This window comes from Candidatus Pelagibacter sp. Uisw_099_02 (assembly GCF_047727625.1).
Lineage (GTDB): Bacteria > Pseudomonadota > Alphaproteobacteria > Pelagibacterales > Pelagibacteraceae > Pelagibacter.
Window position 1 is genome coordinate 191,256 of record NZ_CP159822.1, and the last position, 16,501, is coordinate 207,756.

A 16,501-nucleotide genomic window follows, 5' to 3' on the forward strand; every position below is an offset into this window, starting at 1 on the left:
TTTATTATATAGATTATTTTGTTAAAATTATGAATCAAAAAAACTTATTAGGCCTTAATAACTGCTTTTTAGATAAAAATGATCCAATAGACTTATTTGAAAAATGGATGAATGAAGCAAAAAAAACAGAACCAAATGACCCAAATGCAGTGGCGTTTGGAACATCTGATCACAATAATTCTCCATCAATTAGGATGGTCTTATTAAAGGACTTTAATAAAGATGGGTTTATTTTTTATACAAATTTAAATAGTCAAAAAGGAAATGATCTAAAAAATAACCCAAAAGCTGCAATGTGTTTTCATTGGAAAAGTCTTTTAAGGCAAATAAGGATTAATGGTGTGGTACAAAAAATTTCTGATAAAGTGGCTGATGAATATTACAACACTAGAGGCTATGAAAGTAGAATTGGTGCATGGGCCTCAAAGCAAAGTTCTGTATTGCATAATAGAGATGAACTTTTAAACTCAATAGAGGAATATAAGAAAAAATATAATAATAAAAATGAAGTCCCAAGACCAGATCATTGGTCAGGTTGGAATTTAATACCTACAAGTATAGAATTTTGGTTAGATGGTGATAGTAGAATTCATGAAAGACTTAAGTATACTAAAGATGAGGCTGGTAATTGGAATAAGTCTTTGTTGAGTCCCTAGAACGTTCTTTCCAAACTAAAAGAAGTAAGATTTTCTAAATTTTTTTTCTCATCACTTTCCTCGAACGCTGTTAAGGAATTTGATGCAAGATTAATGAAATGTTCAGCTTTTTTGTAACATTTTTTAATTATATCATGTTTTTTAATAAGCATTAAAGTAAAGTGTAGATCTTCATCTGATCTATTATCTTGTTTAAAGATATCCTTCAGTTTATTTTTTTCAATAGAATTTGTATTTTGAAACAATAAAATTATAGGCAAAGTAATTTTACCTTCAAAGAAATCTTTACCAATTTTTTTTCCAAAAACTTTTAAGTCAGAATTATAATCTAAAGTATCATCAGCAATTTGAAATGTTAAACCTAAGTTTTTACCATAAAACTCTAGCGCTTCTTTTTCTTTTATTCCTTTATTGGATAAAATTGCACCAACTTTAGTTGCTGCAGAAAAAAGTGCAGCTGTTTTTGCTGTTATAATCTTTAAATAAGTTTCTTCTAGCATATCAACTTCACCTTTGTGTTGAAGTTGTAATACTTCTCCTTGTGCAATTTTTGAAGAAGTTGAAGATAAAAGTTTTAAAACTTCTAAATTTCCATCTTCTACCATCATTTCAAAACACCTACTTAATAGATAATCCCCAATTAAAACAGAAGAGTGATTTCCCCATATTGAATTTAGTGTTTTCTTCCCCCTTCTTACGTTTCCAAGATCAATAACATCATCATGCATTAAAGTTGCTCCGTGTATCATTTCAACACATGCTGCTAGATTAATATCTCGACCCCCTTTGGTATATCCACATAGTTTAGCTGATCCAAGAGTTAATAGCGCTCTTAATCTTTTGCCCCCTGTTTCAATATGATAGTCAGTCATCTTTTGAACCAAATCAATATCACTTAAAAGTTTTGTCTTAATTTTTTCCTCAACTAAAACTAATTTTTCATCAACCGAATCTTTTAATTGAAAATAAGAATTATTTATTTGGTTTTTAAGCTGAACTACAGTTCCCATAAAAAATAAGTTAGTATAATTAAGTTATATTTATTACTTATCAATTGACGCACCTTAATCTTCAACTATAAGTAGGCTTTATATTAAATCAAAAACTCTATAAGGATTAACAATGTTCTCTTTTTTTAAAAAGAAAAAAATAATAGCTCATATTAGGCTAAATGGTGTTATAGGTAATGCTGGTAAGTTTAAACAAGGCATTGATTTTGCGGGACAAGAAGAGATCATTGAAAAAGCTTTTTCTTTAAAAAAAGGAAAAGTAGTGGCAATTACTATAAATTCACCAGGTGGATCGCCAGTACAATCACACTTAATTTATAGATTTATCAGAGCTCAAGCTAAAAAAAATAATAAGAAAGTAATGGTATTTGCAGAAGATGTTGCCGCCTCTGGTGGTTATTTAATAGCTTGCGCGGGTGATGAAATATATGCAAATTCTAGCTCAATTATTGGATCTATAGGAGTTATTTATTCATCATTTGGATTTACAGAATTGATTAAAAAAATTGGTGTCGAAAGAAGAGTTCATACTGCTGGAAAAAACAAAAGTTCACTTGATCCATTCCAAGAAGAAAAATCTGAGGATATTGAAAGGCTTAAAAATATTCAATTAGACCTACATAAAGATTTTATTAAAGTTGTAGAAGAAAGTAGAGGAGCTAAACTAAAAAAAGATGGTATTGAGCTATTCTCAGGAGAATTTTGGGCAGGCAGTAAAGCAAAGGAGCTTGGCTTGATTGATGGATTGGGGAATGCTAATGAAATTTTAAAAGAAAAATTTGGTGACGATATTGTTATTAAAAAATTTGAAAAATCCAAAGGTTGGTTAAGTAAAAAATTTTCTTCATCTAGTAATCAAGTTGATCAATTAGCAAACATTCTAGAGGAAAGATCTATCTGGCAAAGATATGGCTTTTAAAGAAAAAATTATAAAACTTAAAATTCAATCATTTCAAGATACCATCTTGAATCTTCAAAAATATTGGGGAAAACAAGGCTGTATTATTCTTCAACCATACGATATTGAAGTGGGAGCTGGGACTTTTCATCCAGCAACAACTTTAAGATCTTTAGGGTCAAAGCCCTGGAAAGCAGCTTATGTTCAGCCTTCAAGAAGACCTACAGATGGAAGATATGGTGAAAACCCAAATAGATTACAACATTATTATCAATTTCAAGTTTTAATTAAACCATCACCAGATAACATTAAAAAAATTTATTTAAATAGTTTAGCAGCAATTGGTATTAACCATAAAGAACACGACATTAGATTTGTTGAAGATGATTGGGAAAGCCCAACTTTAGGTGCTGCAGGATTGGGTTGGGAAGTTTGGTGTGATGGAATGGAGATTACTCAATTTACTTACTTTCAACAGATGGCAGGAATGGAATGTAGGCCAGTTTCAGTTGAAATCACATATGGTCTTGAAAGAATTTGTATGTTTACGCAACAAAAAAAAAATGTTTATGACCTCTTATGGAATGATGCAGGTGTAAAATATGGAGATATATTTCTTCAAGCAGAAAAAGAATTTTCTGCATATAATTTTGAACACGCTAATACAGACAATCTATTTAAAATGTTTGATATGCTTGAGCTTGAAGCAAAATCATTAGTAGAAAAAAAAATTTCATTACCAGCATATGATCAATGCTTAAAGGCAAGTCATGTATTTAATATTTTGGATGCAAGGGGAGTTATAAGTGTTGCTCAAAGGGCAGAATATATAGGGCGAATTAGAGATATTACAAAAGCAGTTGCTGAAAGTTGGTTGAGTAATCAAACAGATTAATGTCAGAATTTTTTTTAGAACTATTTAGCGAAGAGATACCAGCTGGTTTACAGCGTAATTCACGTCATACTTTACTTGAAAGTTTCCAGAAATTATTTGAAGAAAAACAAATTTTATTTAAAAAAAGTTCTTCTTTTTCAACACCAAATCGTCTTATAATTCTATTTGAAGGTCTATCTAAAGAAATAACTCAAAAAGTTGAAGAAATAAAAGGGCCAAATGTTAATGCTCCAGAAAAAGCCATAGAAGGTTTTTTAAGATCAAATCAAATAGAAAAAAAAAACTTACTTAAAAAAAAAATTGAAAAAGGAGAGTTTTATTTTTTTAAGAAGCCTTCAAAAAAGATTAATACAATTAATTTATTAGAAGAGCACGCACCTTTAATTCTTGATAAACTTCAATGGAAAAAATCAATGAAATGGGGAAATTACAGTCTTAATTGGGCAAGACCTCTGAAATCTATTCTTGCTGTTTTTGATGGTAAAAGCTTGAGTTTCAAATTTCATCATTTGATATCTTCAAATACAACATTTACCGATAAAGAATTTGAAGATAAGCAAAAGATATTTAAAGATTTTAAAAGTTATAAATTTTTTTTCAAGCAATCAGGTATAATTATAGATCATAAATTAAGAAAAGATTTTATTGTTAAAGAATTTGAAAGAATATCTAATAAGAAAAACTTCAGCATTGAATCTAATAATAAACTTTTTGATGAAGTTACAGATATAGTTGAGCAACCTAATATCTTAATATGTAAGTTTGATGAAAAATTTTTAGATATACCAAAAGAAATTTTAATAATTACAATGCAATTTCATCAAAAATATTTTCCAACTTTTGATAAAAAAGGTAAAATTACGAATGAGTTTTTAGTAGTAGCAAATAATAAAGATACCAAGGGCTTCATAAAAGTAGGGAACGAAAGAGTTGTAGAGGCAAGATTAAGCGATGCCCAATTTTTTTGGAACAAAAATAAATCTCAAAATTTAGTAAAACAAGTTTCAAGACTAAAAACTATGAATTACTTTAAAGGTTTAGGGTCTTATTTTGATAAAATTCAAAGAATGAGAAAACTTGGAGGAATGATCTCTGATGAATTATTAATTAGCAAAGATCAAGTCGAGCTATCAGCATCAATTTGTAAAGTTGATTTAATTTCAGACTTAGTTGGTGAATTTCCAGAGCTTCAAGGGATTATGGGGGGATATTTTGCTATGGAACAAGGTTTTGATAAAGAAATAGCTTTAGCGATAAGTGAACATTACCTCCCAATAGGTCTTGATAGTAAAACACCAAAAAAACCATTTAGTATTGCCTTAGCTCTAACTGATAAAGTTGACACTTTAGTTGGGTTTTTCGGAATCAATCAAAAACCAACAAGCTCAAAAGACCCTTATGGACTAAGAAGGTCAGCATTAGGTATTATAAAATTACTAATTGATAACAATAAAGAGTTTAAGATTAAAGATCTAATTAGCTATTCGACCTCACTTCACAGAGACCAAGGTTTTGAATTATCAAATGATTTATTCCAAAGTGAGCTATCAGAATTTTTGATGGATAGATTAAAATACTACATGAAGGAAAAGAAAATTAGAATTGATATTATAAAAGCTAGTATTAGCTCGTATGGAATAGATCATATGAATAAAATATACAAAAAAGCTTCAACTCTAAATAACCTTATCGTGAAGGAAGTTGGTGAGGATATAGTCACTAGTTATAAGAGGGCATCAAGCATATTAGAAAATGAATTAAAAAATAGCAAAATTGAATTATCAAATACAACTGACCCTGGTATTTTCAAAAATGATTATGAGAAAAATTTATTAAAAAAGATTAATGAATTAAGGAAGTATTTCACGAATATAAATAAAGATGAAGACTGCATCGAATCTCTCACAAATTTAGCAAGTGCTAAAAAAGTTATTTATGAGTTTTTTGATAATGTAAAAGTTAATCATGAGGATATTAATATTAAAAAAAACAGATTGGAACTTTTGCAAATGTTATGTAGAACCTTTGATAATTACATAAGTTTTTCAAATATAGAGACCAAATAGTGAAGAAATTAATATTAAATTTTAAATCTAAAGACTCAAGTAAAATTAAGAATCCAAAAAATTTTTTGGGTGGAAAAGGTGCAAATCTCTCTGAGATGGGAAGAATTGGACTGCCTGTTCCCCCGGGGTTTACAATATCTACTAACGTGTGTGACCTGTTTTATAAAGATAAAAAGAAATTAAATTCGCAAATAGTTATTACCATAAAAAAAGAATTAAAAGATATTGAAAAAGAAGTTAGAAAAAAATTTGGTGATTTAAAAAACCCATTATTATTGTCTGTCAGATCTGGTGCTAGGGTTTCTATGCCTGGTATGATGGATACAATTTTAAATTTAGGTTTAAATGATAAAACGGTAATCGCACTTGCAAAAAAAACTTCCAATATGAGATTTGCAAAAGATAGCTATAGAAGATTTATTCAAATGTATGGAAATGTTGTAATGGGAGTAGAAAGCTACCATTTTGAAGAGCTGATAGAAAATTACAAATTAACAAAAGGTGTTCTTTTAGATACTGATCTAGATGAAGATGATTGGGAAGGTCTAATTAATGACTTTAAAAAAGTTGTTAAGGATCAAACTAAAAAAGATTTTCCACAAAATGTGTACGATCAACTACTTGGAGCAATTAGTGCCGTATTTTTATCCTGGGAAAGCAATAGAGCAAAAGTTTATAGAAAATTAAATCAAATTCCTGCTGAATGGGGAACTGCAGTTAATGTTCAGTCTATGGTATTCGGTAACATGGGTGATGATTGTGCAACTGGAGTTGTCTTTACAAGAAATCCATCTGATGGAATCAATGAAGTTTATGGTGAATACTTAATTAATGCCCAGGGAGAAGATGTTGTGGCAGGAACCAGAACTCCTCAATATATTACAAAAAAAGCTAGAAAAGATGCAAAAGCAAAAGAAGCTTCAATGGAAGAATCTATGCCTAAAGTGTTTAAACAATTAGACAAAATTTTAAAAGTTTTAGAGAAACATTATAAAGATATGCAAGATGTTGAATTTACAGTTGAGAAAAATAAATTGTGGATGCTGCAGACAAGGTCGGGAAAAAGAACCTCAAAATCTGCAGTTAGAATTGCTGTTGACATGGTTAAAGAAAAATTGATTTCAAAAAAAGAAGCAGTGATGAGAATAGATCCGGATTCTTTGGATACTTTATTACACCCCACATTAGATGAGAAAAGTTCAGTGAATGTTATAGCAAGTGGTTTGCCTGCTTCTCCTGGTGCTGCAAGTGGTAAGGTAGTTTTTTCATCAGAAGAAGCTGAGAGATTAAATGATATGATGCAAGATACTATCTTGGTAAGAGTTGAAACATCACCAGAAGATATTCATGGAATGCATGCGGCAAAAGGAATTTTAACTTCAAGAGGCGGAATGACAAGTCATGCAGCAGTTGTTGCAAGAGGCATGGGGAGACCTTGTGTATCTGGCTCTAGTGAAATTGATATTAATTATGAAGCTAAAACTTTTAAAACAACATCTATTGAGGTTAAGGAAGGGGACATTATCACAATTGACGGCTCAACAGGTAGAATTATTTTAGGAGAAGTACCAACAGTAAAACCTGAAATTTCTGGAGATTTTTCAAAACTAATGAGTTGGGCTGATGGTTATAGAAAATTAAAAGTTAGAACTAACTCAGAAACACCACTTGATACTAAAACCGCACGAGACTTTGGGGCCGAGGGCATTGGTCTTTGTAGAACAGAACATATGTTTTTTGATGAAGAAAGAATTTTATCAGTTAGAGAGATGATTTTATCAAAAACAAAAGAAGATAGAAACAAAGCCTTAGAAAAACTTTTACCACATCAAAGAAAAGATTTTGTTGAGATATTTAAAATTATGAATGGTCTACCGGTTACAGTGAGGTTATTAGATCCACCATTACATGAGTTTCTTCCCAAAACAGAAAAAGAAATTAATGATGTGGCAACTGTTGTGGGTCTTCCTTTAAAAGAAATTAAATCTAGAATTAATGAATTACATGAGCAAAATCCAATGTTAGGACATAGAGGCTGTAGATTAGGGATTTCATTTCCAGAAATTTATGAAATGCAGTGTAGAGCAATCTTTGAGGCTTTATCTGAACTTAAAATAAAAAAAATTAAATCAGCATTTCCTGAAATTATGATTCCATTAGTATCAACAGAAGCTGAAATTAGAATAATGAAGGATTTAGTTATAAGAGTCGCAAAAGAAGTTCAAAAAAATACAAAAGTTAGGATTAATTTTTTAGTTGGTACTATGATTGAATTACCAAGAGCAGCTATTAAAGCAAATGATATAGCGAAACATGCCGAGTTCTTTAGTTTTGGTACTAATGATTTAACCCAAACAACATTTGGCTTAAGCAGAGATGATAGTGGTAAATTTTTAAATGACTATATTGAAAATAAGATATTTTCTATTGATCCATTTATTTCAATTGATGATGGGGTAGGTGATTTAGTTGAAATTGCCGTAGAAAGAGGCAGAAAACAAAATAAAAAAATTAAACTTGGAATTTGTGGCGAGCATGGTGGCGATCCCAAAAGTATTCATTTTTGTTCAAATGTAGGCTTGGATTATGTTTCTTGCTCACCTTATAGAGTTCCAGTTGCAAGATTAGCTGCTGCTCAAGCAGAGCTATCTAAAAAAAAATAATATCGAGGATTTAGATCTCTAATTTATAATCTACTGCTGAAGTACTATGAGTGATACTACCTATTGAGATTCTGTCTACACCTGTAGCTGCAATTTTTTTAACTAATTTTAAAGTTACATTTCCAGACGCCTCAGTTTCATAATATTTTTGAGCAATTTTAACACCTTTTTTAAGTATTTTACTGTTCATATTATCAAACAGGACTGTATCAAATTTTAAACCCATTATTTGCTTAAGCTGATTTAAATTATCAATCTCTACAGTTATTTTTCGTCCTTTTTTATTTTTAATTGCAAGAGATACTAAAGTTTTGATATCTGAACTTGCTATGTGATTATCTTTAATCAAAAACTCATCACTTAGGTTAAATCTATGGTTAGTGCCTCCACCTAATTTAACAGCATATTTCTGTATAATTCTTAAGGTTGGAATTGTTTTTCTAGTACAGCAAATTTTACACTTTTTATTAACTCGCTTAACAAATTGATTAGTTTTAGTAGCAATCCCAGAGATATGACTCATAAAATTTAAAGCAACTCTTTCACCAATTAGAATATTTTCAGCCTTACCTTCAATGGTTGCTACTACATCATTCTTAATAACTTTGGAGCCTTCTTTTTTTTTGATAATAAATTTAATCTTACTATCTATTAATTTAAATGTTTGTTTTGCAAACTCCAACCCAGCAATCACTGCTTGGTGATTAGAAATTAATTTAACTTTTATTATCTTACTATTTTTAACTAAATTTGAAGTAATATCACCAGAAGGGTATAGATCTTCATTTAAAGCAAGCTTTACAATGTTTTTTATATAATAATTGCTTAATTTAATTTGAGACACTTTTATTATCTGCCAATTACAACCATTCTTTCAACGGGAATTCTTGCTTTTTCTATTATTTCTTTATCCATTATGATTTCACCAGTTTCATTTTCTAGACAATTTAAAATTTTTGGTAATGTAATTTTTTTCATATGTGGACAAAGATTGCATGGTCTAATAAATTCTACATTTGGGTTTTCTACTTGAATGTTGTCACTCATTGAACATTCAGTAACCATCATTACTTTCTTTGGTTGATTGTCCTCAACATACTTAATCATTCCACCAGTTGATCCTGCAAAGTCACTAGCTTTAATTACATCAGGTGGACATTCTGGGTGAGCTATTATTTTAATCCCAGGATTTTTTTTTCTAATATCATGTATTTCTTTTTCATTAAACTGGTCATGGACCATGCAGATACCTTTCCAAGCAATGATTTCAACATCTGTTTGAGAAGCAACATATTTAGCTAAATAATCATCAGGTAAAAAAATAACTTTTTTAACTCCAAGCGACTCAACAATTTTTACTGCATTTGCAGATGTGCAGCAAATATCTGTTTCTGCTTTAACGTCTGCTGAAGTATTTACATAAGACACAACAGGTACTCCTGGATATTTTTCCTTCAATAATCTTACATCTTTACCTGTAATTGATGATGATAAAGAACAACCAGCAGTCATATCAGGAAGTAAAACTTTTTTTTCAGGACTCATTAACTTAGAAGTTTCGGCCATAAAATGAACTCCTGCCATTACAATAATATCAGCACTAGTTTTTGAAGCTTCTATCGCAAGAGCTAACGAGTCCGCAGCAAAATCTGCAACACCATGATAAATTTCAGGTGTTTGATAGTTGTGAGCTAAGATCACTGCATTTTTTTCTTTTTTTAATTGATTAATCCTATGAATATAAGGTGCATGAATTGGCCACTCTATCTCAGGTAAAACTTTTGAGATTTTTTGATAAATACTATTTGTTGATTTTTTTACTTCTTCTGTAAATTCCATAATAAAACCTATCAATAGAATTGACTATTGTCATTTATTATTCTGACGCATAGAATTATCAAAGCTATACTTATTTTTTAGAAAGTATAATTATATGTATTTTAAATTATGACTATATATTCAATACAATATTTAAGAGCTATAGCAGCCCTAATGGTAGCTGCCAATCATGTATTTGCTTATCCATATGATATTGAAACAGGAGAACAGGGAGTTGATATATTCTTTGTTATAAGTGGGTTTATAATACTTTATATAATGGAAAAAAATCAACGGACCTACGGAAAATTTTTGATGTCTAGATTTTTTAGGATAGCTCCTCTGTATTATCTGATTACTCTATTTGCAATAATTATAGGTTTTATAGATTTTCCAAATTTACTCCATTCATTACAGGCAATTACATTTATTAAATTTTATAAAACATCTCCGCCATTAGCAGTTGGCTGGACTCTAGAGTATGAATTTATTTTTTATTCCCTTTGTTCTTTTTCAATACTTATTTTTTCAAAACAAAATATTCGAATTATATTAATCTTAGTAATGCTTTTGTGTGCAGTAATTTTAATAGATTTTGTTATTTTTTCAGAAAAAAAATATGGACATTTTGCTGAGTTTGGATTTGGAATTATAATTTATTTGATATATCGATTAGAATTTTTTAAGAGAATTAATCACATATATTATATTTTTTTAGCTTTGACTGGTTTTTTTTTACTAATTTATACAGATATAGCTATCTATAAAAATAATTTTACTTATCTAAGATTTGTTTATTGGGGAGTGCCATCCTTCTTAATAGTTCTATCACTTCTTTTAATTGAAGATAAAATTTTTCAGTCTAAATTTCTACTCTATTTAGGTAATGCCTCATATTCAATATATTTAACTCACTTACCTACAATTTATATTTTTGAAAGTATTTTTAGTTATGATAAATATAACTCATTTTTTATATGGCAAATTTTTATCTTTATTTTAGTAGTTTTATTTGCTTGTTTTATTCATACTTTTGTTGAGAAGCCTATAGCCAATTTTATTAAGATAAAGTTTGATAAAAAAATTTTAAGTTAAATATTGATAAGTAGATGATTGTGAAGGGGCGTTCTGTTACCCGGTGCCCCAGACCGTGCTTCTATAATTAACCTAAATTAATTATGCAGCAATAGCGTAACTTTCGTTAGCATTTAAAATTTAGCCCGTTACGGTGGAACAATTCCGAACGAAAGAATAGCCTTTAGTCACCCGTCGATCCTATTTCACCCCCATAAATTGCACTTGGTGGAGGTGGTGGGTACTGCCCCCACGTCCGTAATGGTTATTACGAAATTCGTTTATCGTCGTAGTTGGAAAACCAACATAATTATTATATATGAATTATTAATATTTAAAATGTTAATATATTTTAATTAAAAAATGACAGATCAAATTATTCAAATTTCTATTATAATTCCAATATTTAATGAGGATCAGTCGATCCTTAAAGTGTTAAATAGAATTCAAGAAACTACAGAAAGCAAAACTTCTTTTGAAGTTATAGTTATAAATGATGGGTCAACAGACAATACTTTAAAGTTACTAGAAGATAATCCAAACCTGTACAATCAGTTAATCACATATAAGACCAATCAAGGCAAAGGAAATGCAGTAAAAAAAGGATTAGAGGTGTCAAAAGGTGAATATATATTTTTTCAAGATGCAGATTTAGAATATGACCCAATAGAATTAAATAAGTTTATTACATTGATAAATCGTTTTAATCCTGACCTCATCATAGGATCGAGACTTAATTATTCTGAATACACAAGATCTCACAATATTTTGAATAAATTTGGAAATAAACTTATAACATTAATTTTTAATCTATTTTATAATACAACTTTTACAGATATCTACTCATGCTATGCGTGCTACAAGAGTAATTTATTGAATGAAAAGGAGCTTGTGACAATAGGCTTTGAGCAACACGCTGAAATACTTAGCAAGGTTGTTAAAAAAGGAAAAAAATTTTATGAAGTACCAATTAGTTATAATGGCAGAACACACGAAGAAGGAAAAAAAATTAAATTCCACCATATATTTGCTGTTATTTTTAGAATAGTTATTGAAAGATTTAAGTAGAGTCAAAAATATGAAAAAAATTGTAATAACAGGTGCGCTTGGATATATTGGTACTGAGCTTTGCAAACTCTATTCTGGGTTTAGCTGGAAGTATGAAGTAGTTGCAATCGATAATAGATTTATTTCAGAAAGAGTTAATGAATTAAAAAGAAGAAAAATTCAATTTATACAAGCTGATATTTTAGATTTAGAAGCAATTAAACCGTTTTTAGAAAAAGCTGAGGTTGTATATCATTTAGCTGGAATCACAGATGTAGCCTATGTAAAAAAAGAAGCTGATAAAGAAAAAGATTCACTCACAATAAAAGTTGCAATAGAAGGTACAGCAAACGTGCTTAAATCAATGAATGCGAAAGCAACTATTGTTTTTCCATCTACTCATGTTGTTTTTGAAGGTTTAAAAGAACCAAAAGAAAATTTAGATGAAAATGAACAAACAAATACTTTTTTAGCGTATTCTTCAAGTAAAGTAGAAAATGAAAATCAAATTAAAAACTCTGGAAATAAATATGCAATTTTTAGACTGGGTTCAGTCTATGGGTTCTCAACAGACACTATGAGAATAAATATAATGCCAAACTTATTTTCTAAAATTGCCTCTCAAAATGGAAAAATTAAACTTTTTGGAGGAGGTGTTCAGCTTAAAAGTTTAGTTCCATTAATAGATGTAGCTAGATGTTTTAAATTTGTTGAAGAAAACAATGACTTTAAAAGTGGAACTTATAATTTAACTAAAGAAAATCTTACTGTAAAAGATGTTGCTGATATATGTAAAAAAATTAATCCAAAATTAGAAATCACTCTAACAGATGATGAGGTCCCCAATAAAGGATATTCTTTATCAAATAAAAAATTACTAAATACAGGGTTTGAATTTGTTCATGACCTTGAAACATGCATTAAAGAAATGATAACTAAATGGTCTTATGAAAAATTTGATAAAAATTTAGAATACACTTTTAAAGGTGTTAGAGAATTTATTGATGAGCGTGGTAAAATCAGTAATTATGACCTACCAGAGCCCATCAATATGATTGGATATATAGAATCAAAAAAAGGAACAATGAGAGCAAATCACTTTCATCCTGTCCAAGAACAAAAATGTTTATTAATTAAAGGTCAATTCATCAGTATTTATAAAGATCTTGTTGATGATAAATCTATAAAAGTAACACATGTTGTTAACGAAGGTGACATGATAGTTACGCAACCGAATGTAGCTCATACGATGGTTTTTACTGAGGATACAATTTTTTTAAATCTAGTTAGAGGAGAAAGAGAGCATGAAAACTATGGGATTACCCATACTATTCCATATAAATTTGTTGATGATCAAGAGAAAAAATTGTTGCAATCTATATACAAATTTGAATGTAGGTGTTGTGGCTCCAAAAAACTTAAAAGAGTTTTATCATTAGGTTACCAGCCACTGGCAAATAATCTTCTTGATGATATCAAGGAAAAAAGCAAGGTATATCCTTTAGAACTTAATGTATGTGAAGAATGTTTTAATTGTCAACTTTCTGTTGCAATAAAGAGTAATGAAATGTTTTCAAATTATTTGTATCAATCTTCAACTACTAAATCATTTAGAGAACATTTTATTTCAGCTGCTAAGAAGTATGTTAAAGATTTCAAACTCGATATAGGTTCTTACATCATTGACGTAGGAAGCAATGATGGCATTGGATTAAAACCTTTTTTAGACCTAGGCTTCTCTAATATTCAGGGTATAGAACCTGCAAAAAATTTAGTAGATCTTGCTAATCAAAATGGAATTAATACTTTTCACGGTTATTTAGATGAAAAAGCACTCAACCCAATTAAAAATGGAGCAGATTTATTATTAGCTTCAAATGTTTTTGCACATGCCGATGATTTAAAATCAATGGCTGAGTCCATGAAAAAACTAATTAAGCCTGATGGAAAAATCATTATAGAAGTACAATATTTGTTAAACACTATTAAAGATTTAACTTTTGATAACATTTATCATGAGCATACAAATTACTGGTCTTTAACTTCATTAAAAAGATTTTTTGAAAATTTAGAATTAAAGATTTTCAATGTCGAAGAGATAGATACTCATGGTGGATCGATTAGAATTTATCTTAGCCAAGAAAAAAATATTGAAATTGATAATTCTGTAAATGACTTTTTAAAAAAAGAAGAGGAATATGGTTTAAAAAAAATAGAAACGTATTTAGATTTTGGAAAAAAAATAGAGAATTTAAAAAAAGAAGTTATTAAAAATTTAAAAAATTTAAAAAAAAAATATCCCAATATAGTTGGCTATGGAGCTCCAGCAAAAGCTTCAACAGCATTAAATTACTTTAATATTAAAAATGAAATAGATTTTATAGTTGAGGACAACCCATTAAAACATGGAAAATTTATTCCTGGGGTAAATATACCCATAGTTTCTAAAGAAAAAGTAAAAGATAAAAATTCTGCTATATTAGTATTAGCGTGGAATTTTTTTGACGAAATAGAAAAAAACAATACAAATTTGTCAAATAGCTTTATAAACATTAAATCACTAGAAAAAAAAAATGAAATTAACTAAAGAACAGACACAAGAGATTAAAGATCAGCAATCTCAACAAAATCAAACTAAAAGAGTCACAGTGCCTGAACTTGAAAAAATTCTTTATGAAGCAATGCCAGCTTTAGATCATGGCTTTGTTAGAGTGGTAGATTATATGGGTGATGATACTTCGATTGTCCAGTCAGCTAGAGTTTCATATGGCAAAGGAACAAAGCAAGTTTCAACAGACAGTGGTCTAATTAAATATTTAATGAGACATTGGCACAGCACACCATTTGAAATGTGTGAAATTAAATATCATGTAAAGCTTCCAATTTTTATTGCACGTCAATGGATTAGACATAGAACAGCAAATGTAAATGAATATTCTGCAAGATACTCTATTTTAGATAAAGAATTTTATTTACCATCGACAGAAAATTTGGCTGCTCAGTCAGCAAGTAATAGACAGGGAAGAGGTGATGTCATTGAAGGCGAACAAGCAAAAGAAGTTTTAGAACTATTAAAAAATGATGCTGAAAGAACTTATGATAATTATGAGATGATGTTAAATCAAAGGTTTGATGGCTCAACAATTGATGAAAATAAAAAAGGTTTAGCAAGAGAATTAGCTAGAATGAATTTAACTTTGAATACTTATACTCAGTGGTACTGGAAAACTGATTTATTAAATCTGATGAATTTTTTAAGACTTAGAGCTGATAGTCATGCACAATACGAAATAAGAGTGTATGCTGATATAATGCTAGATACAGTTAAGAAATGGGTTCCTATAACTTATGATTCATTCATGGATTATAGAGTTGGTGGTACAGAAGTTTCTGCAAAAGGAAAAGTAATAATCCAAAAACTTATCAAAGGCGAAAATATTAATCCTGATAGCACTGGTTTATCTAAAAGAGAGTGGAACGAGCTAATGACTGCTTTTGATCTTAAAGATAAATTGATTTAATTTTTTTAGCAAAATCTAAGTATATTTTAGAAATTTCATGATTTGGGTTGGCTTCTACAATTGGTTTCCCTTCATCACCGCATTTTCCCACTTCAGGATTTAATGGGATTTCCCCTAGAAATTCTTTATCAAATTCTTCTGCTGTTCTCTTAACACCACCTTCACCAAATATTTTATATTTTTTTCCATCATCACCTGTGAAGTAACTCATATTGTCAACTAGACCTAAAATTTTAACACCAAGCTTATCAAACATTTTAATTCCTCTTTTCACGTCCAGTAGAGCAACTTCTTGAGGAGTTGAAACTATAATTGCACCGTCCATTTTAATTTCTTGTGAAAAAGTTAGTTGAGTATCTCCAGTTCCTGGAGGCATATCAACAATTATAAAATCTAAATCTTTCCACCCAACTTTTTGTGTAAAAGTTTTAATTGCACTGGTAACCATAGGACCACGCCAAATCATTGGAGTTTGTTGATCTGCAAGAAAGCCAATAGACATACACTGAATATCATATTTTGTTATTGGAGTTAAAGTCTGGCCATCACTTTTTGGCTTTTCGTTAATATCAAACATTTTAGGAATTGAAGGGCCATAAATATCTGCATCAAGCAAACCAACTTTGCAGCCAATTTGCTTTAAAGCTAAAGCAAGATTTGTTGCAAAGGTAGATTTTCCAACACCACCTTTTGCACTTGATACAGCTATTGTAAATTTTGTTCCTAAAATTGGGTTCTTTGTGAACTTTTTAGGCTCTAATTTCCTTTTCATTGCGTCACTTAGTTCTGGCTTTTTATCTGTCATTTTTTTATCATTACTTGTTTTTTATAATAAAGACATTATATACTTTGT

13 protein-coding genes and 1 other RNA gene are annotated in these 16,501 nt (G+C 29.5%); 9 read left to right on the forward strand and 5 right to left on the reverse strand.

What is annotated here, in order from left to right; translation table 11 throughout:
* Positions 1 to 29: 29 nt before the first annotated feature.
* Positions 30 to 656, forward strand: a complete 627-nt coding sequence (gene pdxH / locus ABXT47_RS01015; protein ID WP_415308747.1) for a pyridoxamine 5'-phosphate oxidase — start codon at positions 30 to 32, stop codon at positions 654 to 656.
* Here pdxH and ABXT47_RS01020 read toward each other — a convergent pair.
* Complete coding sequence (locus ABXT47_RS01020; RefSeq protein ID WP_415308749.1) at positions 653 to 1,666, reverse strand: polyprenyl synthetase family protein; 1,014 nt, start codon at positions 1,664 to 1,666, stop codon at positions 653 to 655. The genes pdxH and ABXT47_RS01020 overlap by 4 nt on opposite strands.
* Positions 1,667 to 1,778: 112 nt before the next feature.
* On the opposite strand from ABXT47_RS01020, the gene ABXT47_RS01025 reads away from it, so the two are divergent.
* Genes ABXT47_RS01025 through ppdK form a run of 4 tightly spaced genes read left to right on the forward strand, consistent with a single transcriptional unit; the run spans position 1,779 to position 8,188 of the window.
* The gene (locus ABXT47_RS01025) at positions 1,779 to 2,585 is read left to right on the forward strand and encodes a S49 family peptidase (RefSeq protein ID WP_415308751.1); all 807 of its coding nucleotides are present in this window, start codon (positions 1,779 to 1,781) and stop codon (positions 2,583 to 2,585) included.
* On the forward strand, positions 2,575 to 3,459 hold the full coding sequence (locus ABXT47_RS01030) for a glycine--tRNA ligase subunit alpha (protein WP_415308753.1): 885 nt from the start codon (positions 2,575 to 2,577) through the stop codon (positions 3,457 to 3,459). Before ABXT47_RS01025 ends, ABXT47_RS01030 begins: the two co-directional genes overlap by 11 nt.
* Positions 3,459 to 5,525, forward strand: a complete 2,067-nt coding sequence (gene glyS, locus ABXT47_RS01035) for a glycine--tRNA ligase subunit beta (protein ID WP_415308755.1) — start codon at positions 3,459 to 3,461, stop codon at positions 5,523 to 5,525. The genes ABXT47_RS01030 and glyS overlap by 1 nt, the downstream gene beginning before the upstream one ends.
* Complete coding sequence (ppdK, locus tag ABXT47_RS01040) at positions 5,525 to 8,188, forward strand: pyruvate, phosphate dikinase (RefSeq protein WP_415308757.1); 2,664 nt, start codon at positions 5,525 to 5,527, stop codon at positions 8,186 to 8,188. Before glyS ends, ppdK begins: the two co-directional genes overlap by 1 nt.
* A gap of 10 nt (positions 8,189 to 8,198) precedes the next feature.
* Here ppdK and nadC read toward each other — a convergent pair whose 3' ends face one another.
* Both nadC and nadA read right to left on the reverse strand, forming a co-directional pair.
* Positions 8,199 to 9,032, reverse strand: a complete 834-nt coding sequence (nadC, locus tag ABXT47_RS01045; protein WP_415308758.1) for a carboxylating nicotinate-nucleotide diphosphorylase — start codon at positions 9,030 to 9,032, stop codon at positions 8,199 to 8,201.
* Positions 9,033 to 9,037: 5 nt separating this feature from the next.
* On the reverse strand, positions 9,038 to 10,027 hold the full coding sequence (gene nadA, locus ABXT47_RS01050; RefSeq protein ID WP_415308760.1) for a quinolinate synthase NadA: 990 nt from the start codon (positions 10,025 to 10,027) through the stop codon (positions 9,038 to 9,040).
* Between the two features lie 108 nt (positions 10,028 to 10,135).
* Here nadA and ABXT47_RS01055 point away from each other — a divergent pair, with 108 nt between their 5' ends.
* Positions 10,136 to 11,101 (forward strand): acyltransferase family protein, encoded by a 966-nt coding sequence (locus tag ABXT47_RS01055; RefSeq protein ID WP_415308762.1) that lies wholly within the window; start codon positions 10,136 to 10,138, stop codon positions 11,099 to 11,101.
* Positions 11,102 to 11,122: 21 nt separating this feature from the next.
* Here ABXT47_RS01055 and ssrA read toward each other — a convergent pair.
* Positions 11,123 to 11,424, reverse strand: a transfer-messenger RNA (tmRNA) gene (gene ssrA / locus ABXT47_RS01060).
* A gap of 19 nt (positions 11,425 to 11,443) precedes the next feature.
* Here ssrA and ABXT47_RS01065 point away from each other — a divergent pair.
* The 3 genes from ABXT47_RS01065 to thyX are packed head-to-tail and all read left to right on the forward strand — an operon-like array spanning position 11,444 to position 15,648.
* On the forward strand, positions 11,444 to 12,148 hold the full coding sequence (locus ABXT47_RS01065) for a glycosyltransferase family 2 protein (protein WP_415308764.1): 705 nt from the start codon (positions 11,444 to 11,446) through the stop codon (positions 12,146 to 12,148).
* Positions 12,149 to 12,158: 10 nt separating this feature from the next.
* The gene (locus tag ABXT47_RS01070) at positions 12,159 to 14,714 is read left to right on the forward strand and encodes an NAD-dependent epimerase/dehydratase family protein (protein WP_415308765.1); all 2,556 of its coding nucleotides are present in this window, start codon (positions 12,159 to 12,161) and stop codon (positions 14,712 to 14,714) included.
* The gene (gene thyX / locus ABXT47_RS01075; protein ID WP_415308767.1) at positions 14,701 to 15,648 is read left to right on the forward strand and encodes an FAD-dependent thymidylate synthase; all 948 of its coding nucleotides are present in this window, start codon (positions 14,701 to 14,703) and stop codon (positions 15,646 to 15,648) included. Before ABXT47_RS01070 ends, thyX begins: the two co-directional genes overlap by 14 nt.
* On the opposite strand, the gene ABXT47_RS01080 is transcribed toward thyX, so the two are convergent.
* Complete coding sequence (locus ABXT47_RS01080; protein ID WP_415308769.1) at positions 15,629 to 16,453, reverse strand: Mrp/NBP35 family ATP-binding protein; 825 nt, start codon at positions 16,451 to 16,453, stop codon at positions 15,629 to 15,631. The genes thyX and ABXT47_RS01080 overlap by 20 nt on opposite strands.
* Positions 16,454 to 16,501: the final 48 nt, after the last annotated feature.

Coding starts and splice junctions, on each gene's coding strand:
- pdxH (WP_415308747.1), top strand. CDS start 30: ATGAATCAAAAAAACTTATTAGGCCTTAATAACTGCTTTTTAGATAAA.
- ABXT47_RS01020 (WP_415308749.1), bottom strand. CDS start 1,666: ATGGGAACTGTAGTTCAGCTTAAAAACCAAATAAATAATTCTTATTTT.
- ABXT47_RS01025 (WP_415308751.1), top strand. CDS start 1,779: ATGTTCTCTTTTTTTAAAAAGAAAAAAATAATAGCTCATATTAGGCTA.
- ABXT47_RS01030 (WP_415308753.1), top strand. CDS start 2,575: ATGGCTTTTAAAGAAAAAATTATAAAACTTAAAATTCAATCATTTCAA.
- glyS (WP_415308755.1), top strand. CDS start 3,459: ATGTCAGAATTTTTTTTAGAACTATTTAGCGAAGAGATACCAGCTGGT.
- nadA (WP_415308760.1), bottom strand. CDS start 10,027: ATGGAATTTACAGAAGAAGTAAAAAAATCAACAAATAGTATTTATCAA.
- ABXT47_RS01055 (WP_415308762.1), top strand. CDS start 10,136: ATGACTATATATTCAATACAATATTTAAGAGCTATAGCAGCCCTAATG.
- ABXT47_RS01065 (WP_415308764.1), top strand. CDS start 11,444: ATGACAGATCAAATTATTCAAATTTCTATTATAATTCCAATATTTAAT.
- ABXT47_RS01070 (WP_415308765.1), top strand. CDS start 12,159: ATGAAAAAAATTGTAATAACAGGTGCGCTTGGATATATTGGTACTGAG.
- thyX (WP_415308767.1), top strand. CDS start 14,701: ATGAAATTAACTAAAGAACAGACACAAGAGATTAAAGATCAGCAATCT.
- ABXT47_RS01080 (WP_415308769.1), bottom strand. CDS start 16,453: ATGACAGATAAAAAGCCAGAACTAAGTGACGCAATGAAAAGGAAATTA.